This is a genomic window from Streptomyces sp. NPDC047017 (assembly GCF_040644175.1).
In the GTDB taxonomy this organism is placed as follows: domain Bacteria; phylum Actinomycetota; class Actinomycetes; order Streptomycetales; family Streptomycetaceae; genus Streptomyces.
The window spans coordinates 43549-67654 of the sequence record NZ_JBEYVW010000021.1 but is presented as its reverse complement, the minus strand read 5'-3'; the positions used below and the strand labels follow the sequence as shown (position 1 = coordinate 67654).

Sequence of the window (24106 nt, the reverse complement as noted above, 5' to 3'; positions counted from 1 at the left end):
ACCCGCTGTGGCGTCCCGGGCGTCCCTGAAACGCGCCCGGGATCAGGGAAGTGACGGGATGGTGGCCGAGACGGCGGCTGGGACGCCGGCTGCCGGGGTCGCTCGGGGGTACGTCGACGCCCGCCCGATCGCACCGGGGGCGGGGATGGCCGGGCGGCCCGGTGCCCGGTCGACTACTCGGGACCGGTGGCGATGACCAGGAGGTACGTCGCGGCGGAGGGCGCCGGTGCGGAGCGGATGTCGCCACCGGGAAGGAGCGCGGCAGTGGCTGCTACGAGGTCACTGGACAGGGGTGGGGAGGACGGGAGGATTCCCCTCGGGAGCCCAGGCATGGTCGCCGGGCGGGGACGGCGGCGCTCTACGCCGAATCCGTCCCGCCGCCGGTCTTCGCAGGTGGTGTTACGGCTGGACGTGGGAGCTGGGTGAGCACTCCGACTGCTTCTGGCTCGGTATCGCTCCGCAGACCGTCACGGTCTCGGCGGGCGCGTCGTCGGTGACCGCGAGCATCTGGGTGTAGGTGTCCCGGTCGGTCCTGATCGTGGCCTGCAGTTCCAGGTCGGTCCGGTCCTTGATCGTGACGACGTCCCCCACGGCCCCGTTCTCGATCCGCCCCCACACGGCATGGCAGGCAGGGCTGTAGCGCAGCTCGATGTGCATGCCGCGCAGCCAGGTGTCATGCGCGGTGGTCGCGTCCCACTGGCAGTCCATGGCCTGCGGATCACGCCGCAGACAAGTGTCCCCGGAACAGCGCACGTCGACCTTCCCGGCCGCGGGCACCGCCGAGGCTCCGCCGTCGCCGACGGTACCCGGCGCCTGGACACCGGCACTGCCGGCGGACCCGCCGTGGGGGCCGGCTCCCGAACCCATGGTCAGCACCATGGCGACCGCACCGATGACCGCGCCGGCCGAGATGAGAGCCGCCGCCCTCAGCTGGCGCTGCCAGGACGGACGGGCGACGTTCCCGCCGCGGGCGAGAAACCCCAGGGGCGACTCCGATGCACGCCGCACGGTGCGAGCCGGCTCCGCGGCGCGGTGAGCCGGTTCCCGCACCTCTGGGGGACCGGCGTCCAGCCCCTCCGAGGCCGTGATGTCCGGCCCCTCCGAGGCCGCGGTGTCCTGGGCCCTGGGGGTCTCGGCAGCGTCGGCAGTGGTGGACGAGGCAGCCGGCAGGGGCGCGTGCGCTTCACCTGCGGCCGGGCCCCGGGCCGACGACTGCCCCGCCAGTTCGAGCAGGGCGAGCAGAGGACGCGGGTCGGCACCGGTAGCGGCCGCGAACTGCTCAACGGTGACCTTGGAAGGAGGCTGCTTCCCGTTCAGGAAGCGTTCCCAGGAGGAGCGGCTGTAGTGCGTCCTGTCCGCCAGTTGCCCGTAGCTGAACCCCGCCGCCTGCTTGATGCGGCGTAGTTCCACGAAAAGCCGCTCCAGCGTGTCCGCAGACGCATCGGTCTGGTTGGACATGTGCCACCCCCGTCATGACTCGCAGCGGACGGCACCTCCCCTGGCCGTCGCGCGGACCAAAGAATAAGGCAGCGTCGAACGATTTTCCCACATCGGGCAGGAGGTCCGCTGAGCACCGGCTCCGGCCACGCCCTCACAGCCTGCCGGGCCGGCGCGGCCCGGTCTGGCGGGCGGTCAGGACTGCTGCTCCAGGGCCCGTTCGATCGCGCGGCGGGCCCGGCCCGCGGCCGCCCGGTCGTGCTGGAGTTGCATGGCCGCGTTCAGTGCCAGCCCGGCTGCGACGATCTCGAACAGCGCCTGGTCGACGTCGAACCCGGCGGGCAGTTCGCCGTTGTCCACCGCCGCGGCCAGGTCGGCGCGCAGTTGTCTCCGCCAGCGCGACCACACCTCGGCCACCGCGTCGCGGACCCGGCCGGGGCGGCCGTCGTACTCGGTGAGCGCCGCGGTCATCAGACAGCCGCCGGGCAGCAGGGGCGTTTGAAGGTAGTCCACGGAGTTGGCGCACACCGCGCGCAGCCGCCGCAGCCCTGGCGGCTCGGCCAGTGCGGGCTCGACCACCCGGTGCCAGAAGTCCACGAACGCTTTGTCCAGCGTGGAGATCTGCAGCGTCTCCTTGGTGCCGAAGTGCTTGTGCACCCCGGACTTGCTCATCCCGAGTTCCTCGGCGAGCCGGCCGATGGTGATGCCGTCCAGCCCCTCCTCGGAGGCGATCTCGGCGGCACGGCCCAGGATCCGGCCCCTGGTGGCCTGCGCTTCGGCCGCGGAGCGTCGTGGTGACATGCGGCAAGGATAGCGTACGTCCGTTCGCTATTGATTTGGAGAACGGTCGTACGCTAAATTCCACGGCAACCACACGAGACGAAGGAGTGCGAGATGCGGGCGCGACGACTGGGCTGGGCCGGGCTGGAGATCGAGGCGGGCGGCGAGCGACTGCTGATCGACTACGTACGGGACCTCTCGCCGCTGTTCACGGGGTGGAAGCCCGGCGAACACGTGGCGGCGCCGAGCGGGAAGGCCGCCGCCGCGCTGGTCACCCACCTGCACCGGGACCACACCGACGCGCCCGCGCTCGCGGACGCGCTGACGCCGGGGGCGCCGGTGCTGCGGCCGGCGCCCGGCCACGGCGACGACGTGGACAACATGACGACACTGCCGGCCGAGCGCGAACTGGCCCGGCACCGGCTGGCCGCCGAGGTCGTGGACGTCTGGTCCACCCGCGAACTCGGGCCGTTCCGTGCCACCGCGGTCCCGGCCGTCGACGGACTGGGCGACCCGCAGCTGAACTGGGTGGTGGAGGCCGACGGGCAGCGGGTCTTCCACGGCGGCGACACGATGTTCCACGGCTACTGGTGGCTCATCGCGCGCCGGTTCGGCCCCTTCGACGCGGTGTTCCTGCCCGCCAACGGCGCCGTGGTCGACGCACCGCACCTACAGCCGCCGAGCCCGCTGCCCGCCGCGCTGGACCCCCGGCAGGCCGCCGTGGTCTCGGAGATCCTCGACGCCCGCTACGCGGTGCCGATCCACTACGAGCCGGAGCAGCCGGACAAGATCGCGGGTTACGTCGAGGTCTCCGACCCGGGGGATGAACTGCGTACGCACGCCGGACGGCGCGCACATGTGCTGGCCGTCGGGGAATGGCTGGACCTGGCCATGTGACCGGAAACCCCTATACCTCGTCTGTGAGGCCGGAGAGAGAGGGGTGAGCCAACTGGCGTCGGCGGCGCGCCGGGTGGCAGGCCAGCCTCCAGCGTCGCCGTCCACCACGCACGTGCGATGTCCCCGGGGGCGCGGGCGGCCGAGTCCCCCGCGGCGTCGCCGGAGCGCGGGCGCCCCCGCGCGGGAAGGGCAAGAGCATCAGCAGGGGGGAGACGGCCGCAGCGCCGTCCGGGCCGGCGGCCAACTCGCCCGGCAGGTGACGTCAGAGGTTCCCGTACGGGCCTTGCAGACCGTCCCGTTGACGACCCACCGCTCCTCCACGAGCCGTCACCGGGATGATCCGTGAAGACGGACCTGGCCCACGGCCCCTAGCCCATGGCTCCGGCCGCGCGTACCGCGGCGAGTGCCTGACGTGCCAGTGGGCCGAAGTCCTCGCTGTTGTCGGTGTCGAGCCACTGGGCGTAGGCGATCTCCCAGGCGAGCATGCCCAGTTTCGCGGCCACGCGCGCGGTCAGGGGCGGGACCCCGCGGTGGTTGAGGGCCTCGATCGTCGAGGTGGTGAGGTCGATCCTTTTCAGGGCTTCGCGTTCGCGCAGTTCCGGGTTGGCGTTCAGCACGGCCTGGCGCCGGGCGCTGAACTCGCGGCGGTCGGCGGTGAAGAACGTCCGGCCGAGCGCGTCGAGGGCGTCCGCCACCGCGTCGAGCGGGCCGGCCGCCGACGGCGCCGAGGCGATCCCTTCGGCGAGCAGGCCGGACACCTCGCCCCCGCCGAAGAGCACCTCGCGCTTGTCCGGGAAGTACCGGAAGAACGTGCTCTTGGTGAGCCCCGCTCGTTCCGCGATCCCGGTCACGGTCGTGTTCTCGTAGCCGCGCTCCTCGAAGAGGTCGAGAGCGGCGGCGGCGAGTCGTCCTGGTGCGTCGGGTTGCCAGCGGGCCATGGGAGCAGTGTACGGGACTTCGTCCCATCACTGGTGTAGGGTCGATGAGACCAAGTCCCATCACTGGCCAGGAGAGGTCACCGATGAGCAAAGCTGTCCGTTACCGGCGATTCGGCGGTCCCGAAGTACTCGAACTGCAGGAGATACCCGAGCCGCACGCCGCACCGGACGAGGTCCGCGTCCGGGTCACCACCGCCGGGCTGAACCCGATGGACTGGCAGATCACCACACAGCCCGACATGGCGGCGGGGTTCGGCATCACCCTGCCCGCCGGGTTCGGCAGCGACTTCGCCGGAGTGGTGGACGAAGTGGGCGCCGAGGCCACCGGATTCGCGGCCGGCGACCGGGTGTACGGGGCTGCGATCGGCCGGTCCGTCGCCGACTTCGTACTGGTCAAGACACCCACCGCACACCTGTGGCGCACCCCGGAGGGCATCAGCGACGAGGTGGCGGCCACGCTTCCGGTGTCCGGCCTGACGGCCGCCGCCGCGCTCGCCGCGACCGGGCTCCGCGCCGGCGACACCGTCCTGATCGGCGGGGCGGCGGGCGGCGTGGGCATCTTCGCCGTGCAGCTCGCGAAGCTCGCGGGCGCCCGGGTGCTCGGCACCGCCTCCGAAGGCACGTTCGGATTTCTGCGCGGGCTCGGCGCCGAACCCGTGGCGTACGGCCCCGGGCTGGCCGACCGGGTGCGGGACCTGGCACCCGAGGGGATCACCGCCGCCACCGACCTGTTCGGAAGGGAGACGGCCGAGACCGCGCTCAAGCTCGGCGTGGCACCCGAGCGGATCTCCGTCGTGGCCGACGGCCCCGCCCCGCCGCCCGGTGTACGCAAGACGGGCGCCCTCGAAGCGGCACCGGGCTCCCTGGAACGGATCGCCGACGCCGTCCACTCCGGCGAGATCACCGTCCCGATCGCGGCGGCCTTCCCGGTCGAGCAGATCCGCGAAGCCGTGACCACGCAGGCCCAGAGGCACGTTCACGGAAAAATCGTCATCACCCTGTGAACCGGCACACGGCGGACTCACGAGGTCGTGCGTGGTGGGTGGTGGCGCGCCGGTGCCGTGATCGTCGGCCGTGACCTGTGGGGCGGGGGCCCGGACTCGCGCGGTGGTCTTCCGAGATCAGCGGGATTCCGGGCCGGCGCCCGAAGGAGGCGGTTCACCGTCGCCGCACAGGAGGGCGTGAGAGTCGCCTTCCGTGCGACCGCGCCTCCGACATCGTTGTCGGAAGCGCGGTCCGTCCGGGACCCGGGTCTACCGGACGCGGCACGCCCCGAGGGGGCGCCGGACGCCGGGGACGGCGGTCGGGCTACGGCGTGTAGACGGCGGCACTGCCGTACAGCTCCCTGGTGAACGCGGAGACATCGGCGCTGCGATCGGCGCCGTCGAGGTTGTACGTCAGAAAGACGCCGTAGCCCCCGTCGACCGTGCGGCGGGCGAGGTCGGCGGTGGTGCTCTGCGAGGTCCCGCCGATCTCGACGGCTGCCGGGGACAGCTTCGACTTGGGCAGTGCGATGCCGGGGACCTGCCAGGTGCCGTAGTACGGGTTCCAGGCGTAGTCGAACCGGGAGGAGACGTCGACGCCGCCGTAGGAGAGGCGCGAGGCGGACGGGCCGATGTTGTAGAGGCTGATGATCTTGTTCGGCAGGTCGGCGCGCAGTGCCGACACCAGATACACGAACGAGCCGGCGTTGGGCCGGCCGGTGCCGTTGTTGCCGTACTCGGCGTACTCGTCGTCGAAGTCGATGCCGTCGAGGCCGTACTTGGCCACGGCGCCCGACAGCTGGTCCGCGAACTTCGAAGCCGCCTGCTTCGACGGGAAGTTGGCGAAGCCCGCGCCCTGATGGTTGCCGAGCACCGAGAGGACGACCTTGATGCCCTTCCGCTGCAACGGCCGTATCTGCGTGGCGGCGTTGTCGAGGACGCGTTGCACGTTCTCGTTGAAGTACAGCGTCGCCGCCTTCGTGCCCGTGTCGTAGTTGATGTTCGCCGCGAAGATCACGGCGACGTCGAAGACGTTGCCCCCGCCGTTGGCGAGGGTGTACTTGCCGACGTTCAGCATGCTGTTGTTGTTCACCTCGACGTACGCCACCGAGGTCGGCCCTTGCTTCGCGGGAGCGGGGGCCGCTGCCGCGCCGGTCGCACCCGTCGTGGCGGTCGCGCCGAGGGCGAGGGCCGTGACGGCCGAGAGTGCGAGCACGGCCGTGCGTACTCTGCTCCGTACCGGAGTGAACATCGTTGATCGGTCTCCCATCGCATGGAGCGGCGCCCGGCCTGTCCGCGAGCGCCGAGTGAGCCCCCCGATCCTTCCGCTCCCGGGACCGGATCCCCAGAACCGTGCGGGAACTCTTCACCACTCCCACGCACACCTCGCGCCTCGCCGCCCCGGGCCTGCGGCCGGCAGGGGCCCGGCTCCGGAGGTGTCCGGAGCCGGCCCTGATCGGCTTTCGGGGGCCTGGGCGGTCAGTAGCGCGTGTTGCGCAGATCGGTCAGCCACGCCTGGTCGGGGTGCCGGTCCCAGTGCCGGCGCAGGGCGGTCTCCCGTTCGGCGTAGCGGCCCCGGTGGCACAGGCCGCCGTGCGAGAGGGTCACGCTCATGCTCAGGGGCGACTCGCCGGTGACCCAGTGCGGCGTCAGGAAGTGGCTCCACAGCAGGTCGCCCGGCTCCATCAGCGCGTCCTGGCGGTCCGCGTCGTCATGGGGCGGCGGGTCCTCGGCCGTGAAGTCGCCGCTGATCGCCGAGTCCGTGGGGACCGCGCTGTCGGGGGACAGGTAGCTGTGGAAGGTCTTGACCCCCTCGACCTGCCACACCAGACCGTGCGACTGGTCGGCGTGATAGGTGGAACTGCCGCCGGGGCCGGAGATGAACAGGTCGGGCGCACAGCGCTGCCAGGTGTAGCCCTGGGCCGCCAGGAACGTCCGCCAGGGGACCATCACCTGCTCGTGGAAGCCGGCCAGCACCGTGTCGTACAGGCGGGAGAGGTTGAAGTGCGCGAGCCGGAACGACCAGGTGGCCACCTCCTCGACCGGCGCGCGCTTGAAGGACATCGTCCTGGCCGTGCGCACGGCCGGGCTGTCCGCGCCGAGCAGCGTCAGGCGTGCCTCGTCGTCCCGCCGGACGACGTCCAGGACCTCCAGGGCGCTGGGGAAGGAGAAGTCCGGCCGGTAGAGTTCCGGGCCGATGCGGAAGTTGGGAGGGGCCGTCCAGAGTTCCTTGAACTCGCTGATGGTCGTGATCGTCTTGGGCATCGATATCCTCGGTGGTCAATGGTCGTCCGTCACCTGTGCCCGGCCCGCCTCACGCACCCTGCGTGGCCACGACGTCCTGGACGAAGCGGCCCCCGAAGTCCGTGTTCCACACGGCCTTCAGCGGCGGCAGCTCCTCCAGCGCTCCGGTCGCCGCGAGTTCGAGCACCATCTCTTTCATCACCTGCCGCGTCAGCGCGGCGCCCAGGCACGCGTGCCGGCCGCGCCCGAAGGCGACATGCCGTGCCCCGGTCCTGTCCAGGCGGAACGTGCCCGGGTCCGTGAACCTCCTCGGGTCGCGGTTGGCCGCCACCAGCACCAGGACCACGCGCGACTCGGCCCGGACGGTGTGGCCGTGCAGACGCAGATCGGTCAGGGCGCGGCGCATGGCCAGGTGGAAGGGGGTGGCCAGGCGCAGCGCCTCGTCGATGACTCCGTCGGTGTCCGTCCTGATGTCGAGCGCGGCGCCCTCCGGGCCCGTCACCGCCTCCAGGAGGCGTGCGACAGCCGCCGCGGTGGGCTCCAGCGCTCCGCTGACCAGCTGGGCGTAGACCGCGGTGGCGTCCAGGAGATCCAGCGCCCCCTCGGACAGGGAGCGGCTCAGCGCCGAAGCGAGGGCCCCGCGCGGGGCCGTGCAGCGCCGCGCGACGAGGTCGGTCAGCTCGTCCAGGGCCTCCTCCGCGCGCAGCCCCGCCGCGGGCTCGTACGTCTCCACCGACCCGAAGGCCAGAATCCGGGTGGCGCAGTCCGCCAGTTCCGCCAGCGCGTCCGGCGGCTCGTCGAGCAGGCGGCACAGGCCGGCCGACAACGCCGGCCTGATCACCTCGGCGAACAGCTTGCCGGGCGCCGCCGCGGGACCCGCCGCCGCGACGAATTCGGCCGCGGCGGCGGCCGTACGGCTGACGGCGGTGGGGGTGAACAGGGGCAGGAGCAGGCGTCTCATGCCGGTGTGCCGCGGCGGATCGGAGAACACCGGCCAGCGGTCGATGAACTCCGTCACCCGCCAGTACGTCTTCTCCTGCTCCTCCGTCAGGCCGGGCGGGCAGTACGTCTCGACCTGCGCGCCCAGCCGGGCGTCCCGGAGCAGTTCGTACACGTCGTCGTAGCGCGTGACGTACCACGTGCCCGTGGTCTCGTCCCAGTCCATGCCGCGTGACTCGCGCAGTTCGTCGAACCACTCCAGCGGCGCCGTCTCCCGGTTCGCCCGGAGCCGCGCCACCCCGGTCCCCGTCGTCGTCTCGTCCATCGCGCACCGCCCTATTCCCTCATCCGTTCCGAAACCCCGGCCGGTGCCGGGCGTCTACAGCCCCGGCCGGTCGCCGAGCAGGTGCTCGCCCAGCTCCCGCCGTGCCGCGTCCGACTCCGGCACCGAGGCATACGTGGTGGTGATCCGGCGCCGTCCGGCCGAGCCGCCGAACGACGCGTGATACGCGCGGGGATCGAAGGCCACGAGGTCACCTGGCTGAGACTCGATGGTGAAGGCCGGCACCTGCGCCGGTTCCATGCCGAGGCACCGCAGCGGGTTCTCCAGGTCCGCCGAGAACGTGTCCCAGCTCCCGCCGCGCCGGTGGGTGCCCGGGATGATCCGCAGCGCTCCGGTGCGGCCGTCGAGCGGCTCCAGATGCTGGACGATCGCGACCAGCCGCAGGGCGCGGTGCTCGCTGCCGCGATGCCAGTCGACGGCACCGTCGTACCGCACCCCGTCGCCGCCGGCGTAGACCACGTCCGTACCCAGCAGCCGGCGCGCCAGCCGGGGGCACCGGTCGTCCGCCAGCAGTGCCTCCTGGAGGACGTCGCTGCGCTCGGCGATACGGGTGACGCCCGCGCCCCCCTGCCGCCCGACCAGGGGAAAGCGGCCGAGGACGTCCTCGAAGGCGTCGCCGGTCGCCGGTACGACGTCGTCCTGCACACCCCGCAGGCGCACGAATCCGAACGTCCTGAAATGGGTGACCTCGGCAGCGGTCACCGACAAAGAGCCGAGCCTCATCCGATGAGCACCGATCCCGAGACGTAGCGGTTGAGGAAATAGCGGCGGGTGTCGAGCTGTTCGGCCTCGGTCTCCGGTTCACCGACGCAGTTGAACGCCAGCTGCCGGCGTACGCCGCCGTGCCACGCCGCGTGCATGACGTTCGTGTCGAACACGATGACGTCGCCGGGCCGGGACTCGACGACCACCGCCGGGACGTCGCCGCCGTCGAGACCGAGGTCCTGCCGGTGCCTGATGACGTGCCGGGTCGGTTCCCCCGGCCAGCCGTTGTCGGCCCGGTGCGAGCCGGGCAGGAAGCGCAGCGCGCCGGTGTCGTGCGCGGTGGCGTCGAGATACAGCACGAAACGCAGGAACGGCGTGTTGTAGAAGCCGTCCGAGTGCCAGTAGGAATCGCCGACCAGCGCATTGGCGTCACTGGTGATGATGCGGTGGCGGCGCCCGAAGTACGCCTCGCAGATGCCCCGCACCCACGCCGACCGCGAGAGGAGCCCGAGGGCGGGCAGCTCGGTGAGGATGTCGAACTCGGTCACCCGTTCCTCGGGCAGGCCGTCCGCCGGCAGGTCGATCAGGCCGTCGAAACCGCGCTCCAGGGCCCCGACGGCGTCCGCGGCGGCCTGCCGGAGATGCGCGAAGCCGAACACCTGGAGCTGCCGGGACACTTCGGCGTCACGGGGCGGCATGGGACCCCCCGGCCGAAGCGGCCGGACCGGCGGCCGGCACCCCGAGCGCCGCCGCCCCGTAGTCGTCCAGCTGCTCCCGGGTGCGGGGCCCCACGACCACGGCCTCGGGAGCGTAGATCTCGTGGATCTCGGCGATCCTGGCGGCGATCGCCTCCGCCCTGCGCTCCGGTGGTACGGCGTGCAGCCGCGCGCCGCCCGAGAAGAGGCTGCGGACCACGAGACGGTAGTCGGCGAGCAGGCGCAGCGTGTCCTTGTCGTCGGGGTCCAGCTGGTCCGCCTCGCACATGATCACGCTGCCGGCGGGCAGCCGGCCGGCGATCCGCGGCAGGCTCACCTCCGGCAGGAGCACGCTGACGCCGGCCCGCTCCGCCTGGCCCGTCCGCGTGCAGTGCCGGGCGAAGCCCGCGAGGTCGATGTCCGCGATCCGCTTCGGATCCGGGTTGTGCACGAAGGCGACCTCGACACGGTCCCGCCGCAACCGGTCCAGGCTGCCCCGCAGCGACGTGGCCAGTCCTTCGGGGCTGTAGTCCAGTTGCGGCAGCGGTGTGGTGGTGTCGATGCCCACCTTCGTCCACACCGCCGCGTCGGCGGGAAGGTAGGCCCCGAGGTCCTCCTCCGCGTTCCCGCGGGCGTACACGGGGGACGTGTCGAAGGTGGTGAATCCGCGCGCGATCGCCCCCTCGATGAACTCGCGGCCGTCATGCGTGTCCCGGCCCAGCACCATCAGGCCGTTGAAGGAACCCGAGCATCGCATGGTGCCGATCACCACGGTCGGTCGGTCCTGCGTCGTGCTCATCGACACCTCATCCCTCGGGGGTTTCCGAACGGCAGATCGCCATGCAGGCGAGACTCGTCGCCGGTGGTTCGCACAACGACAGCTCCAGCGCTTCGCCGATCTCCCGCCGCGGCGCGAAGACCGACACCTGGCCGGACTTGTCGTACGGGCAGCGGCGCAGAAAGCCGTCGGCGGACAGGTAGAGCCGCGCGGACTGGCAGGGGCGCACGACCGGGCCCCGCAGCCATGCGTGGTAGTCGGACACCACGGTCCTCAGCTGCTGCGACATGCCGAAGAACGTGTCTATCAGGGCCAGGTCCCGTTCGAGGTCGGGGTTCTCGAACCGGAACGTCGGTGACGGCAGGAGCGGACTCACCTCGACCGGGACGTCGGCCGTCTCGACCACGCCGACGATCGACTTCAGGTCGTCCTCGTCCAGCTCGTAGGCGGTGACGTGCAGGCTGGCCCGGTGATGTCCGAGCGCCTCGAAGACGGGGGGTGTGGAGGAGATCGTCCGGCCGGTGCGGCCCAGTTCGTCCGCCCGGCGGCTGTCGGCGGAGACGGTGACATGGCTGAGCATGCCGGCCACGTCGGCGAGCGCGTCGAGCCGCGGCCCGGTCCTGGCGGCGGTGACCACCGAGGGGCGGAAGCCGAACTGCAGGGCCACGCGGACGAGCTGGCGGAACTCCGGGTGATCGGTCGGCTCGCCGCCCGACAGGCACAGCTCGTCGACGCCGAACTCACGCAGCCTGGACAGGGCCCGGGAGTAGGCGTCGAGGCTCAGGACGTCCCGCCCGACGTCGGCCCGGAAGCAGAACCGGCAGTTCACCTCGCAGTTGTCCGCCGTCGAGATCAGCACCCCGCTGAGTGCTGCGAGCCGGTCGGTCACTGCAACCCCGTCTGGTCGGTGAGGGCGAGTTCGAGACCCACCTGGAAGAAGTCGCACATCTGCGGGTCGGGCTCGGCGTTGTCGCGCAGCGAGACGTCGTTGCGGGACGGGCCGCCGCAGACGGCGGCCGCGGGGCACTCCCCGCACGCCTTCGACGGCAGCAGGTTCTTCGCGGCGCCGGCCAGCAGCTCCGGGTGTTCCCGCAGCTCGCTGATCGGGAACACGAACGAGTCGTCGCGCCAGTTGAGGTCGAGGACCGAGATCCGCCCGCGGGACAGCAGCGCCGCGTTGAGGCCGCCGTCCTGCTGGATGTGCTCGTACATCTTCGGCAGGCGCGTGTCCAGGGCCTGGTAGATGCGGTCGAGCGAGGAGAACAGCATGGCGCCGCGCGACAGGGCCAGCAGCCGGGACCGGAAGACCGCGCGGCACAGTGCCTCGCCGTCGACATGCCAGCGGCCCGAGATCGGGATCGGTGTGTTGACGTAGATGAAGTTGATGCCGAGCGACAGCACGTACTCGACGGTGTCCGGCAGATTGCCCACGTTGGTCGGCGTGGGGGTCAGGTTGCAGCCCACGTACACGCCGGCCTCGATCAGCCGCTGGATGTTCCGGTGGATGCGCGCGTCGGCCGGCTTGCCCGACAGCAGGAAGCGTTCCAGCTTGTTGTCGTCCGGGGTGCCGTCGAAGGACACGCCCACGCCGTACTTGAACTCCTTGAAGTGCTCGATCATGGGGTCCTTGATCAGGACGCCATTGGTGACGACGGTGAACTGCACCCGTCCGACACCGTGCTTCTCGGCGAGTTCGAGAGCGTACTCGTCGCCGTACTTCATCAGGTCGAACCGGGTGGTCGGCTCGCCGCCGAACCACTGGATCGTGACCTCCTCCTGGCCGGCGTTCTGCTCGAAGAGGTACTCCAGTCCCTCACGGAGGTCGGGAATGGTGATGTCGTCGGCGCCCGTGTTGGTGTCCACGAAGCAGTACGTGCAGGTCATGTTGCAGCGGTCGGTCACCACGATGCGGTAGCCGCTGATCCGTGGCGGCTTTCCCGTCATGCCCAGCCCGCGGACCCGGTCGAGAACGAGATCACGCTGCGGCACGGTCGCCGGGTCCGGAGTGAAGCCGAGCTGCCGCATCTCCTCCAGGATCCCGGGCTCGTCGGCATGGATCCGCCGCAGCTCGTCGGCGGTGAGACTGGCACTCCCCAGGGAGACAGGATCGAAGACGATTCCCTCCGAACCCTGAGCCACCAGCAAATACTTGTTCCAGAGCCGATCGGCATCGTTCAGCACGGAGACCTCCTAGAAGCGGAATCAGTCGTGCGCCGGAAAACGCACGGCGAGAAGCCTGCCGCGGTGTCACCGCCGATCGCCGATGACACCGCAGCAGAAGGGGAACGTCAGTCTTCCTGCTCGATGTTCTCGGCCTTCAGGACGTCCTGCACGATCTCCGTGTAGTGCTTCTTGAGGTGCTCGGTGTTCTCGGCCGTGGCACCGTCGGCGAGGACGATGATGCCGGGCAGCGACGGGTTGGGCGCCATCAGCACGATGCCGGGCGGGTCGAGGCTGATCGCCATGACGGCGTCCTCGACCGGCACCCACTCGACCCGCTCCTTCACCGCGTCCATCACGGTGACCTGCTTGGCCTTGATGTCTTCGCGCTCGCCGAACCAAACGCCCGACTTCCCCCGTGATCCCACCGCGTCGGCGTAGATCAGGTGGTTGTCCTTCTGTTCGCGAGGTTTGGGCATCTGAACGCCTCCTGGAGAAATGAGAGAATTCAGTCTGTGCTGCACCGGAACCGAACTCCGGAAAGCCATGCGGCTTTTTCACGCACATTCTGAGTGGTAATGGTAAGCGTCGCACGGCGGGCCATAAACGCGGTCCATTCCCGGTATATTCGGCGTTCCCCGAGTGTTTTCGGTACTTTCTCTCAGTGGCGTAAGGCCGCTGCCGGCCGCCGGCCGCGGCGTTCCTCGCGGTGATCGGTCACAGCCCGCCCGAGGACACCGGGCGCTCCGCCAGGCGGTCCAGGATCCGGCCGACATCGCCCGCGTCGGGCAGCCCGAGGCGGGCGAACAGCGTCCGCGCCCGGTCCAGCTGGACCCGGGCGGTCCCGGTCCGGCCGAGATCGGCCTGGGCCTCGCCGAGCACCGTCAGGGCGTACGCCTGGTCCCGTACGGCGCCGATCTCCTCGCACCGGTCCACGGCCTCGGCGGCGTAGCGCACCGCCTCCTCGGGCCGGCCCGTCCTGCGGAGCGTCTCGGCGAGCCGGTACAGGGCGTGCGCCTCGCGCCCGCGGAGGTCGGCCGACCGGCAGAGGGCCAGGCATTCGGTGTAGCGGGCGATGGCGTCCTCGAACCGCCCCTCCTCGTGCAGCGCCAGGGCCAGCACGTACAGCGCGTACGCGAGTCCCGGGAGGTCGCCCAGGGTACGCAGTACCGCCAGCGTGGCCTCGCAGGCCGCCGCCGCCTCGCCGGCCCGGCCGCTGCGGACCCGGGCGAGGGCCGCGTTGATCGTGGTCGCCGCCTCGCCCGACCTGTGGCCCAGCACGCGGGCGAGCGCGATCGCCTCGTCGAAGCACACCACCGCCTCGGCGTGCCGGCGCAGGAACATGACGGCCACGCCGAGGTTGTTCAGCGCCTGGCGGAGGATCACCGGGTCCTTCGTGTCCCTCGACGCGTCCACGGCGAGGCGGGCGTGCTGCTCGGTGTCGACGGGCCTGGCCGCCTGCAGCGCCAGGTTGCTGCACAGGAACCGCGCCCGCCCGAAGGCCCTCCGGTCGCCCCGGAGTTCGGCCTCCCGGGCCAGCTCCAGCGCGGCGGACTCCAGTCCCTCGAAGCGGACGTCGACACAGAAGGGACTGACCGCGATGAGCAGGTCCACGGCGGTCCGCAGCCGGTCGTCGTCCGGTTCCGCCGGGCGGGCGGCGGTGCGCAGGGCGGCGCTCGTCACCACGCCGATCTCGCCGGCGATCCAGGACCGGGCCGCGTGGACGTCGCCGAACCGCAGCCCCGGCGAGCGCAGCGGGCCCAGGGAGCCGGCCACCGGGTCTCCCGGCACGGCGTGCGCGAAGGCGTTGCACGCGGTGGCCAGCAGGTGGTCGAGCAGCCGGCCGAAGGCCCGCTCGGTGTCGGCCCGGTGACCGCTGCCCGTCTGCTCGGCGAAGACGCGCAGCAGGTCGTGGTAGCGGTAGCGGCCGGGCCCCGCGGACTCCAGCATGGCGGCGTCCACCAGGGCCTCCAGCAGTTCCTCCGCCGTCTCCTCGTCCGCTTCGAGCACGGCCGCGGCCACCGGCAGGCCGAAGTCCAGCGGACCCGCGACGGCCAGCAGCCGGAAGGCGCGGGCCTGCGGCTGCGGCAGTTGCCGGTAGCCGACCTCGAAGGCCGCGTGGATGGACACATCGCCCACGCGCAGTTCCTCGATGCGGCGTCGCTCGTCGGCGAGCCGGGCGGTCAGCGTCGCGATGGTCCACCGTGGCCGGGACGCCAGCTTGGTGGCCACGATCCGGATGGCCAGCGGCAGGAACCCGCAGAGGGCGAGCAGTTCGAGCGCGGACGCCCGCTCCGCCTCGACCCGTTCGGGCCCCATGACCGTGCTCAGCAGCGACAGGGCCTCGTCGGGCCGGAACGTGTCCACGCTGAGCTGCCGGGTGAGCGGCAGGCCGAAAAGACGCGACCTGCTGGTGATGACGAGGCCGCAGCCGGCCGATCCGGGCATGAGGTCCAGGACCTGCGAGGCGTCCCGCGCGTTGTCCAGGACGATCAGCACCCGGCGGCCGTCCAGCAGTGAACGGAACAGCCGGCAGCGGTCGTCGAGGGCGTCCGGGACGGCCTCGGCGCCGACGCCCAGGGCCAGCAGGAACCCCGTCAGGACGAGGGCGGGCTCGGCCGGGCTGTCGTCGTCCCCGCGCAGGTCGGCGTAGAGCTGCCCGTCCGGGTAGGCGTGGCGCACCCCGTGGGCGATGTGCAGGGCCAGCGTCGTCTTCCCGGCCCCGCCCATCCCGGCGATCGCCACGACGGCCGGCGCCCGGCGTACGGACATCGTCAGCACGGCCCGCACGTCGCTGACGGCGTCGGCGCGCCCGGCGAAGTCGGGCAGACCGGGGGGAAGGTGGGCCGGTACCGGCAGTGGAACCGGCAGCGGCGGTGGCGCCGGCGGCGCATGGCGGTCACGGGTGCCCGTCGCCTCGCGCTCGGTTCGCCCCGCCGGCGCGTCGGGTGCCGCGGACTTCTCGGCGACCGCGATGGACAGGGCCGGGTCGTTCTCCAGGACCTGCCGGTAGACGGCGGTCAGTTCGGGCCCCGGATCGATGCCCTGCTCCTCCAGCAGCAGCTTTTTGACACCGCCGTACACCGCGAGCGCGTCGGCCTGCCTGCCCGCCCCGTACAGCGCGCGCATCAGCAGGCCGTGCGGACGCTCGCGCAAGGGGAACGTGGCGGTGAGATCCGCCAGGTCGGGGATGACCTGGCGATGGCGGCCGAGGGCCAGGTCGAGATCGAGGCGCTCCTCCAGCAGGGCGATCCGCAGCTCCTCCAGCCGGTCGCGCTGGCGCATGGCGAAGGGGCCGGGCACACCGGCCAGGGTCTCCCCCTGCCACATGCCCAGGGCCCGGCCCAGCAGGTCGCTCGCCTCCCGTGTCCGCCCCGAGCTACGCGCCCGCGCCGCCTCCCGGGTGAGCAGTTCGGCCCGCCCGGCGTCGAGCGCCGCGGACGGGACGGCCAGCCGGTAGCCGTCCCCGACCGACACGACCACACTCGGCCGGGAGCGGTCCGGTTCCAGCAGGCTGCGCAGCTGCCAGGCATAGGTGCGGATCGTGGTGGTGGCCCTGCTGGGCGGCGTCACCCCCCACAGCGCGTCGATCAGTTGCGCCTTGGACGCCGCGTGTCCGGGCCGCAGCAGCAGGACCGCCAGCACGGCCCGCAGCTGCGGTGGCCGAACAGGCAGTTCGGCGTCGCCCCGGTGCACACGCACCGCCCCGAGCACAGTGAAGCGAAGCTCCTCCATCACGCCGCCCACCCCTTCATACCGCCACTGGTGAATACGTCCCGTTACGAAGAGTGGTCACTGCAACGGTCGGTTCCCGCCTCGGTCACTCGGCGGTGTGCGGACATGAACAGGCGGTTGCGGCCCGGCGGACTGTTCGGGGGAGCCGGCGGCCCCTCAGGCGAGCGTCTCCCAGTCGACGATTCCTTCGGCGAGGTCGCGTACGGCGGCGAGCAGGCCCAGCCTGGCGGCCCGGACGCCGGGATCCTGGGCCATCACGAGGACGTCGTCGAAGAAGGTGTTCACCGCGGCGGCCAGTCCACCGGTCTCCGCGGTGAAGCGGACCAGTGAGGTGTTCGCGCCGAGGTGCTGCCGGCAGGCGGTCAGCGCGGTGTGCAGCGCCTGCTCGGCCGGTTCGTCGAGCCGGTGCGGGTCGTACGCCCCTTCCAGTCCGGCCGGTACGATGCGCCGTACCCGCTGGAACGCGGCCAGGACCGAGGCGAACCGGTCGTCGCCGTGCAGGCTCTCCAGCTCCTCCAGGGTGTGCGCGGCCAGCCGCGGCGAGTCGGCCCGTACCAGGACCGCCCGGACGTCCGTGGTGGCATGTCCCCCTTCGATGAGCTGCTGTTCGAAGCGGCGCAGCACGAACTGGGCCGCGTCGTGCAGGTGTTCCGGCTTCACCACGACGGCCTGCTGGTCCGCCGCGATCGCCAGGCCCTGGCTGAGCGTGATCCCGGCCAGGTCGCTCCTGGCGAGAAGGATGTTGACCACGCCGAGCGCGGAGCGGCGCAGCCCGAACGCGTCGGAGCTGCCGGTGGGTTCGGCTCCGATCGCGAAGAGGCCGGTCAGCAGGTCGAGCCGGTCGGCCAGGGCCAGCAGGGCGCCCGGCAGGGTGCCCGGCAGCGCGTCGCCTGCGAAGCGCGGCAGTTCGTTCTCGAAGAGGGCCGTCGCCACCGCCTCGCTCTCACCGGCGCGCAGGGCGTACTCGCGGGCCATGACACCCGCGAGGCTGGACAGCTCGGTGACCATCTGGGAGCCGAGGTCGAACTTGGTGAGCGCCGCGGCCCGCTCCAGGACCTCGTGGTCCGTGGCGGAGACGCCGACGGCCACCGCCAGCCGGCGGGCGACGGCCGAGACGCGCTCGGCGCGGTCCGCCATGGAGCCGAGCCGCTCCTCGAACGTGAGGAGGCGGGTCCGCTCCCTCATCTCGTGCGGCGGTGTGGCGAGATCCGCCTTCCAGAAGAAGGAGGCGTCCTCGTACCGGGCGCGCAGCACGGCCTCGTTGCCGCGGCGGACGACGTCGTGGTCGCACGATCCGTCGGCCACCGCGACGAAGTACGGCAGCATCCTGCCCTGCGCGTCCACGACGGGCAGGTACCGCTGGTGCTTGCGCATGACGGTGACGAGGACGTCCGCGGGCAGCGCCAGGTACTTCGGGTCGAACCCGCCGAGGACCGGGGCCGGGAGTTCGACCAGGTTCGTGATCTCGTCGATCAGCGCGTCGTAGCGGTCCACCTCGATGTGTCCGCCCACGCCCGCGGCCAGCCGGGTCGCGCCGTCCACCACCAGGCGCCGCCGCTCCGCCGCGTCCGCGAGGATTCCGTGGTCCTTCAGGAAGCGCGGGTACCCGTCGGCCGTCGGCACCTCCACCGTGGCGGGCACCGCGTCACGGTCCACCTGTGTCGTACGTCCCGAGGTCAGGCCGGCCACCGTGAACGGGACGACCCGCTCCCCCAGCAGGGCCGTGATCCAGCGGATCGGGCGGGTGAAGGAGAGCCGCGGGGCGTTCCACCGCATGTTCTTCTCCGACCGCAGGCCGGTGACGATCTCCGGGAGGAGGGCGGCGAGGACCTCCTCGGCCGGACGACCGGCCACCTGCCGGGTGAGCGCGACGTGCTCGTGGGCCCCCACGGTGACGCGGCCGAGGTCCGCCGGGTCCGCGCCGTGGCTCCTGGCGAAACCGACGGCCGCCTTCGTGGGGTTTCCCTCCGCGTCGTAGGCCGCCGGGACCCGGGGGCCGCGCAGGGTCTGTTCGTGGTCGGCCTCCCGGTGCTCCACGCCCTCGACGGTGGCCACCACGCGCCGGGGGCCGGCGTGGACGCTGATGTGCCCGTGCCCCAGCCGGGTGGCCGCCAGTCTCCCGGTCAGCGCGTGCCGCACCGCCCGCGCGGTCCGGGTGACCTCGGCCGGCGGCATCTCCTCCACGCCGATCTCCATCATCAGCGTGGCCGGACCCGGCTCGTCGGGACCCGGCTCGGCCGGTGACTCCTGGGCCGGTGACTCCTCGGCCGGTGCCATCTCGCCCGGTGACTCCCCGGCCGGCGTCCCGCTCGCGGAGGCGGAGGCGGAGGCGGAGGCGGCGGCGGGGGCCGAGCCGGAGCCGGTGTCCGAGCCACGGCCCAGGGGAAAGCCGAGTTCCTCGCGGCGGGCGACCCACAGCGCGGCGACCTCGTGGGCCAGCCCGCGCATCCGGGCGAAGGAACGCGCGCGCTCCGTGGTGGAGACGGCGCCTCGCGCGTCGAGCACGTTGAAGGCGTGCGAGCACTTGAGGACGAAGGAGTACGCGGGCACCGGAAGGCGCGCGTCGAGCAGGCGACGCGCCTCGCCGGCACCGGCCTCGAACATGCTTCGCTGGGTGTCCAGGTCGGCCTCGTCGAGGTAGTAGCGGCTCATCTCGTACTCGGCCTGGCCGAACGCCTCGCCGTAGGTGACACCGGGCGCGTAGCGGAGGTCCCTGACATGGCTGACGCCCTGGAGCGCCATCAGGATGCGTTCGACGCCGTACGTGATCTCGACGGACACCGGGTCGAGGGTGATGCCGCCCGACTGCTGGAAGTAGGTGAACTGGGTGATCTCCAGGCCGTCGAGCCACACCTCCCATCCGAGTCCCCAGGCACCGAGCGCGGGAGAGGCCCAGTTGTCCTCGACGAAGCGGATGTCATGGGCCGCCGTGTCGATTCCCAGGGCTCGCAGGCTGCCCAGGAACAGCTCCTGCGCGTTGCCGGGTTCGGGCTTGAGGACGACCTGGTACTGGGTGTGCGTCTGCAGGCGGTTCGGGTTCTCGCCGTAGCGCGAGTCGTCGGGCCTGACGCTCGGTTCGGCGTACGCGACCCGCCATGGCTCGGGCCCCTGGACCCGCAGGAACGTGGCCGGATTGAGGGTGCCCGCGCCCACTTCGGTGTTCATGGGCTGGACGATCAAACATCCGTGTCCGGTCCAGTACGTGTTCAGCACCATCAGCGCTTCTTGCATCGTCAACACCGAGATCAGTCCTCCCCATCCACCACGGCGAGTCAACGGAGCCGCATGTCAGAGGAGTTGACCATGGCCGGGCAGAGCGGGCAACTCTTGTCCGGGTGGCGGCGCCCGCCCACGCCGCGTGGCGAAAGGGGCCGGAAGTATCGAAAATCTAGGGAATCCACTAGTCTTTCCGCGACCCACTTCGGGGATTCGATTCGCCGTGGGAACATGACTCCGACCGGTTGCGGGGAATTTCTCTTTTCCCTGCGGGTTTCGTAGCATCCCCTGCGCTTCTTCCTGTCAGATGGTCCGGTGCCCGCAGTGGATTTTTTCCGGCCATTCATTTAGGCGCGAAGAAGCCTCTTCGAAAGGAAAAAGTCATGGACAATTTCGACGACATCGACATTTCTGAGCTGTCGGACGAGGAGCTGGACGACATCGTCGGCGGCCAGTTCGCGGTCACCAACGGCTGCGTCATCTGACGCTCGCCCGGATCCGGCTCCACGACCCGTCTGCCGGAGGAGCGAGAACTCCTCCGGCAGACGGGTCGGCGGCTCACCACGGGAAGGGACTCATGCCTGGCGAATCGCGTTTCAACGCCGAGGCGCTCGAACACCACCGCAGGGGCGACGGCCTGGGACCGGTGTTCGGTCACGCTCCTTCCCCGGCCCGGCCCCAGGGACCGGCCGAGCGGATCACGGCAATCCGCGAGCGGTTCGGGCGCCGCACCCGTGCTCAGCGGCTCCAGGTCTGCTTCCAGACCCAGGTCAGTGACTGCGGCCCCGCCGCCCTCGTCAGCGTGCTGCGCCACCACGGTGTGGACGTGACCCTCGACGAGGTCCGCGCACGGGCCGGCTCCGGACGCAACGGCGCGTCCGCCCGCACCCTGCTGGAGATCGCCCGCGAGTACGGCGTCAAGGGCCGCGGCGTGCGGGCCACCCCGGAGGCCCTGGCACGGCTGTCCCCCGGCTCCATCCTGTTCTGGAACTTCAGCCACTTCGTCGTCCTGGAGAGAGCCGGCCGGGACCATGTGGACGTCATCGACCCCGTACACGGGCGCCGCAGGCTCGCCATGGCGTCGGTCGCCGAATCCTTCACCGGGGTGGCCCTGGAGTTCGAGCCGCCGCTCGACACCGGCTCCGGCCGCCGACGGGCCGGCGAAGGGTCGGGTCCCTGGCACCGCCTGCGCCAGTTCCTCCCGCGCGGACGCGAACTGGCCCTGCTCCTGACGGCCTCCACCGGGCTCATGGCCTTCGAACTCGCCCTGCCGCTCACCACCGGGTTCCTGGTCGAGCACGTCCTCGGCAGCCGGTCCACCGGAGGAGTGTGGACGGCCTGGGCCGTCCTGGCCGGGCTCGTCGTCCTCTACTTCACGCTGTACGCGGCGCGTTCCTTCATGGTGACCAGGCGCCAGGCCGTCATCGAGAAGCGGCTCACCCTGGGCATCGTCGGGCACATGGCGGACCTGCCGTACGACTTCTTCACCGTGCGCAACTCCGGCGACCTCGCGCTGCGTGTCCGCACCAGCAACGTCCTCGTCCAGGTGCTGAGCCTCACCGCGGTCTCGGCCGTCTTCGACAGCCTGCTCATCGTGCTCTACCTGATCGCGATCGCCGTGGCCAACCCGCTGCTCGCGGTCCTCGTCACCGCCCTGGTCGTGCTCCAGACCGGCATCCTCGCCCTGACCTGGCGGCGGCAGACGGGCCTCAGCCAGGAGGTCCTGGAACGCCAGACCAAGGCCCAGGAGGAACTGGTGGAGATGCTGGAGAGCATCACCACCCTCAAGGCCGCCGGCCTGGACGGCAGAGCCGTCGAGCGCTGGTCGCACACCCTGGTCCACGAGGTCAACAAGCGTCTGAGCGCCCGCCGCAACCTCGCCCTGTTCGCCTCCCTCAGCCGCACGCTCCAGTTCGCCGCCCCCCTGATCGTGCTGGTCGCCGGGATCTGGCTGGTCCTCAGCCGCCACTACCCGCTCGGCGAGGCCATGGGCTTCATGACGCTGACGATCGCCCTGTTCATCCCGCTGGAGGGCCTCTTCGACGCCGGCTCCCAGCTGGCCGCCGTCCGGCCCACCCTCGCCCGGCTCGACGACGTCCTGAGCGCGGCCCCCGAACCCCGGGGCGCCTTCGCCGGCACCGGCGTCGCCAGGCCCGGCCGCATCAAGGCCGAAGGGGTCGCCTTCCGCTACCCGGGAGCCCCCCGGCCCACCCTCGACGGCATCGACCTCGACCTGCGGCCCGGCCAGTTCATGGCCGTCGTCGGCCGCTCCGGCTCCGGCAAGTCCACCCTCGGCATGCTGCTCGCCGGCCTGCACACCCCCACCAGCGGCACCCTCACCGTCGACGGCACCGACCTGGCCGAACTCGACCGGCCCACGCACCGGCGCCGCATCGGCTACGTCAACCAGAACGCCCACCTGTTCGGCGGCTCCATCCGGGACAACATCGTCCTGGGCGCCGAGGACATCAGCAAGGACGACCTGATCACGGCTGTCGGGCTGGCGCACATCAACGAGGAGATCGAAGCCATGCCCATGGGCTACAACACCCTCGTCGCGCCCGGCGGTCACGGCCTCTCAGGCGGACAGCGCCAGCGGATCGTGCTGGCCCGGATGCTGGCGAAGAAACCGGAACTCGTCATCCTCGACGAGGCGACCAGCGCCCTGGACCCCGCCCTGGAGGAATCCATCATGCGAGGGCTGCTGGACGCGGGGATCACCGTCGTCGTCATAGCCCACCGCCTGACCGTCCTGGACGAGGCCGACCAGGTCGTCGTCATGCGCGACGGACGCATCGTGGAGACGGGTTCCCCCGCCGTCCTCAAGGAGAGCGGGACGGAGTACCTGTGTCTGGCCTGACGGGCCCCCGGGCCGGTACGCCCTTCCCCCTCACCTACGAGCAGGACCGGTTCCACACCAAGACCCGCTCCGCCGACTGGTCCCACAAGAACGTCCAGCTCGCCTTCGAGATCCTCGGCGATCTCGACACCGGCGCCCTGGCGGCCGCCGTGCGCGCCTTCGCGGTCCGGCACGACGCCCTGCACCTCCAGCTCGCCGCGGCCCCGGGCCCGCGGCCCCTCCAGTGGACCCGGCCGATCGACGCCGACGAGGACGTCGTCCAGCGGACGCACGTGAAGGCCGCCTCGCCCGGGCAGTTCTCCCACTACGCCTCCGCCCTGCTGTCCCGCGACTGTGTCACCCCATGGTCGTACGGCACCCAACGGCCCTTCAGGATGCGGCTGCTGCGCTACGACCGGCACCACCACGCCCTGCTGGCCACCTTCCAGAACCTCGTCTTCGACGGCCGGGCCCATCACCTGTTCGGGCACGAGGTCTGGCGCGACTACGCGGCCCTGCGCAGGGGCGAGTCCTCGCCGGCCACCGCCCCCTCCTTCGCCGAGGCGGCGGTCCGGCAGCGGGCCGGGACCGGCGCACGACAGCGCGAACGGGCGCTGGCGAGCTGGCGGGAGCGCCTGGCGTTCCTGACCCGCGCCTCCTGGACCGCCCCCGCCGGGGCTCGCCGCACCGAGGCCGGCATGGTGGGTGTGGAACTGCCCGCCGCGACGGTCGCGGCGCTGCGCGGCCTGTGCGCGCGGTCCCGCTTCACCGTCCTTCAGTCGACGGTCGCCTTCTTCGTCTCCGCGCTGGCCGCCCGCACCGGCCGGTCCGCCGTGGGGCTGTGGACCTCGATGGACTCGCGCGCGTCCCGGGACAGCGACGTGGTGGGCATGTTCGCCGGCTCCTGCCCGCTGACCGTCCACGACGCCGCGGCGGACGCGCTGTCCGTACGGACCCAGGTGCGCGAGCAGTTGCTCAACGCGCTCAGGCACCAGCGGCTGACCGCCGACGAGATCGCCGCCCTGACCCGTGAGGCGGAGGAGGCCGGCGGCGCGCCCGTCAGCCGTGACCTCTACGTCAACCTGCGCCGCTACGAAGGGGACGCGTCGGTCGCGGACGACGGCGGGCGGCTGCGGATCACGGCTGACGCCTACCCGCTGCACAAGATCGCCTTCCACGACTCCTTCGCCCTGCACCTTCGGTGCACCGAGTTCCGCGACCGCCTCGACATCGACCTCCTCTACGACGGGCACCGTGCCGACCGCCGGCTGGCCCGGTCGGTCCTGGACGACATGGTCGCCGGCATCACGTCCGCCGTACGCGGCGCGCGTCCGGATGAGGGGTGAACCGGTCCCGCCGGGTCCCGTGCCGGCCCGCGCGGGACCCGGCGGCGCTCCGCCTCCCCGCCGCGTCCGCA

Annotated in this window: 18 protein-coding genes; 4 read left to right on the top strand and 14 right to left on the bottom strand. The window is 71.7% G+C overall.

Going from position 1 to position 24106, the window contains the following annotated elements:
* Positions 1 to 399: 399 nt before the first annotated feature.
* Both ABZ858_RS29895 and ABZ858_RS29890 read right to left on the bottom strand, forming a co-directional pair.
* Positions 400 to 1458, bottom strand: coding sequence for a DUF2690 domain-containing protein (locus ABZ858_RS29895; protein ID WP_361385399.1), 1059 nt, complete (start codon positions 1456 to 1458; stop codon positions 400 to 402).
* A 174-nt stretch (positions 1459 to 1632) separates the two neighbouring features.
* The gene (locus tag ABZ858_RS29890; RefSeq protein WP_361385396.1) at positions 1633 to 2238 is read right to left on the bottom strand and encodes a TetR/AcrR family transcriptional regulator; all 606 of its coding nucleotides are present in this window, start codon (positions 2236 to 2238) and stop codon (positions 1633 to 1635) included.
* Between the two features lie 93 nt (positions 2239 to 2331).
* On the opposite strand from ABZ858_RS29890, the gene ABZ858_RS29885 reads away from it, so the two are divergent.
* Entirely contained in the window at positions 2332 to 3114 is a 783-nt protein-coding gene (locus ABZ858_RS29885) for an MBL fold metallo-hydrolase (RefSeq protein WP_361385393.1), read from the top strand.
* Positions 3115 to 3482: 368 nt separating this feature from the next.
* On the opposite strand, the gene ABZ858_RS29880 is transcribed toward ABZ858_RS29885, so the two are convergent.
* On the bottom strand, positions 3483 to 4052 hold the full coding sequence (locus ABZ858_RS29880) for a TetR family transcriptional regulator (protein WP_361385390.1): 570 nt from the start codon (positions 4050 to 4052) through the stop codon (positions 3483 to 3485).
* An 83-nt stretch (positions 4053 to 4135) separates the two neighbouring features.
* Between ABZ858_RS29880 and ABZ858_RS29875 the strand changes: the two genes are divergently transcribed.
* Complete coding sequence (locus ABZ858_RS29875) at positions 4136 to 5056, top strand: NADP-dependent oxidoreductase (RefSeq protein ID WP_361385387.1); 921 nt, start codon at positions 4136 to 4138, stop codon at positions 5054 to 5056.
* 304 nt (positions 5057 to 5360) lie between these two features.
* Here the strand turns inward: ABZ858_RS29875 and ABZ858_RS29870 are convergent, their stop codons facing one another.
* The 11 genes from ABZ858_RS29870 to ABZ858_RS29820 form a co-directional block, all read right to left on the bottom strand.
* Positions 5361 to 6287 (bottom strand): endo-beta-N-acetylglucosaminidase H, encoded by a 927-nt coding sequence (locus tag ABZ858_RS29870; RefSeq protein ID WP_361385384.1) that lies wholly within the window; start codon positions 6285 to 6287, stop codon positions 5361 to 5363.
* A gap of 227 nt (positions 6288 to 6514) precedes the next feature.
* Complete coding sequence (locus tag ABZ858_RS29865; RefSeq protein WP_361385381.1) at positions 6515 to 7300, bottom strand: hypothetical protein; 786 nt, start codon at positions 7298 to 7300, stop codon at positions 6515 to 6517.
* A 49-nt stretch (positions 7301 to 7349) separates the two neighbouring features.
* Positions 7350 to 8543, bottom strand: a complete 1194-nt coding sequence (locus ABZ858_RS29860; RefSeq protein WP_361385378.1) for a cytochrome P450 — start codon at positions 8541 to 8543, stop codon at positions 7350 to 7352.
* 54 nt (positions 8544 to 8597) lie between these two features.
* The gene (locus ABZ858_RS29855) at positions 8598 to 9263 is read right to left on the bottom strand and encodes a phytanoyl-CoA dioxygenase family protein (RefSeq protein ID WP_361385375.1); all 666 of its coding nucleotides are present in this window, start codon (positions 9261 to 9263) and stop codon (positions 8598 to 8600) included.
* A 17-nt stretch (positions 9264 to 9280) separates the two neighbouring features.
* A complete protein-coding gene (locus tag ABZ858_RS29850; RefSeq protein ID WP_361385372.1) occupies positions 9281 to 9964 on the bottom strand; it encodes a phytanoyl-CoA dioxygenase family protein in 684 nt (227 codons plus the stop codon).
* Entirely contained in the window at positions 9951 to 10760 is an 810-nt protein-coding gene (locus ABZ858_RS29845) for an aldo/keto reductase (RefSeq protein WP_361385369.1), read from the bottom strand. Before ABZ858_RS29845 ends, ABZ858_RS29850 begins: the two co-directional genes overlap by 14 nt.
* Before the next feature lie 7 nt (positions 10761 to 10767).
* A complete protein-coding gene (locus ABZ858_RS29840) occupies positions 10768 to 11628 on the bottom strand; it encodes a radical SAM protein (protein WP_361385366.1) in 861 nt (286 codons plus the stop codon).
* Positions 11625 to 12920 (bottom strand): radical SAM protein, encoded by a 1296-nt coding sequence (locus ABZ858_RS29835; protein WP_361385363.1) that lies wholly within the window; start codon positions 12918 to 12920, stop codon positions 11625 to 11627. Before ABZ858_RS29835 ends, ABZ858_RS29840 begins: the two co-directional genes overlap by 4 nt.
* Before the next feature lie 107 nt (positions 12921 to 13027).
* On the bottom strand, positions 13028 to 13378 hold the full coding sequence (locus ABZ858_RS29830; RefSeq protein WP_361385359.1) for a hypothetical protein: 351 nt from the start codon (positions 13376 to 13378) through the stop codon (positions 13028 to 13030).
* A gap of 238 nt (positions 13379 to 13616) precedes the next feature.
* Positions 13617 to 16634, bottom strand: coding sequence for a BTAD domain-containing putative transcriptional regulator (locus ABZ858_RS29825; RefSeq protein ID WP_361385648.1), 3018 nt, complete (start codon positions 16632 to 16634; stop codon positions 13617 to 13619).
* Between the two features lie 156 nt (positions 16635 to 16790).
* A complete protein-coding gene (locus ABZ858_RS29820; protein ID WP_361385644.1) occupies positions 16791 to 19865 on the bottom strand; it encodes a glycine--tRNA ligase in 3075 nt (1024 codons plus the stop codon).
* Positions 19866 to 20427: 562 nt separating this feature from the next.
* On the opposite strand from ABZ858_RS29820, the gene ABZ858_RS29815 reads away from it, so the two are divergent.
* Entirely contained in the window at positions 20428 to 22710 is a 2283-nt protein-coding gene (locus ABZ858_RS29815; RefSeq protein ID WP_361385356.1) for a peptidase domain-containing ABC transporter, read from the top strand.
* Positions 22698 to 24035 (top strand): condensation domain-containing protein, encoded by a 1338-nt coding sequence (locus ABZ858_RS29810; protein ID WP_361385353.1) that lies wholly within the window; start codon positions 22698 to 22700, stop codon positions 24033 to 24035. The genes ABZ858_RS29815 and ABZ858_RS29810 overlap by 13 nt, the downstream gene beginning before the upstream one ends.
* The last annotated feature ends 71 nt before the right edge of the window (positions 24036 to 24106 follow it).

Excerpts from the sequence above, each read along its gene's own strand:
- ABZ858_RS29895 (WP_361385399.1), bottom strand. The coding sequence starts at position 1,458 with ATGTCCAACCAGACCGATGCGTCTGCGGACACGCTGGAGCGGCTTTTC.
- ABZ858_RS29890 (WP_361385396.1), bottom strand. The coding sequence starts at position 2,238 with ATGTCACCACGACGCTCCGCGGCCGAAGCGCAGGCCACCAGGGGCCGG.
- ABZ858_RS29885 (WP_361385393.1), top strand. The coding sequence starts at position 2,332 with ATGCGGGCGCGACGACTGGGCTGGGCCGGGCTGGAGATCGAGGCGGGC.
- ABZ858_RS29880 (WP_361385390.1), bottom strand. The coding sequence starts at position 4,052 with ATGGCCCGCTGGCAACCCGACGCACCAGGACGACTCGCCGCCGCCGCT.
- ABZ858_RS29875 (WP_361385387.1), top strand. The coding sequence starts at position 4,136 with ATGAGCAAAGCTGTCCGTTACCGGCGATTCGGCGGTCCCGAAGTACTC.
- ABZ858_RS29870 (WP_361385384.1), bottom strand. The coding sequence starts at position 6,287 with ATGTTCACTCCGGTACGGAGCAGAGTACGCACGGCCGTGCTCGCACTC.
- ABZ858_RS29865 (WP_361385381.1), bottom strand. The coding sequence starts at position 7,300 with ATGCCCAAGACGATCACGACCATCAGCGAGTTCAAGGAACTCTGGACG.
- ABZ858_RS29860 (WP_361385378.1), bottom strand. The coding sequence starts at position 8,543 with ATGGACGAGACGACGACGGGGACCGGGGTGGCGCGGCTCCGGGCGAAC.
- ABZ858_RS29850 (WP_361385372.1), bottom strand. The coding sequence starts at position 9,964 with ATGCCGCCCCGTGACGCCGAAGTGTCCCGGCAGCTCCAGGTGTTCGGC.
- ABZ858_RS29845 (WP_361385369.1), bottom strand. The coding sequence starts at position 10,760 with ATGAGCACGACGCAGGACCGACCGACCGTGGTGATCGGCACCATGCGA.
- ABZ858_RS29830 (WP_361385359.1), bottom strand. The coding sequence starts at position 13,378 with ATGCCCAAACCTCGCGAACAGAAGGACAACCACCTGATCTACGCCGAC.
- ABZ858_RS29825 (WP_361385648.1), bottom strand. The coding sequence starts at position 16,634 with ATGGAGGAGCTTCGCTTCACTGTGCTCGGGGCGGTGCGTGTGCACCGG.
- ABZ858_RS29820 (WP_361385644.1), bottom strand. The coding sequence starts at position 19,865 with ATGCAAGAAGCGCTGATGGTGCTGAACACGTACTGGACCGGACACGGA.
- ABZ858_RS29815 (WP_361385356.1), top strand. The coding sequence starts at position 20,428 with ATGCCTGGCGAATCGCGTTTCAACGCCGAGGCGCTCGAACACCACCGC.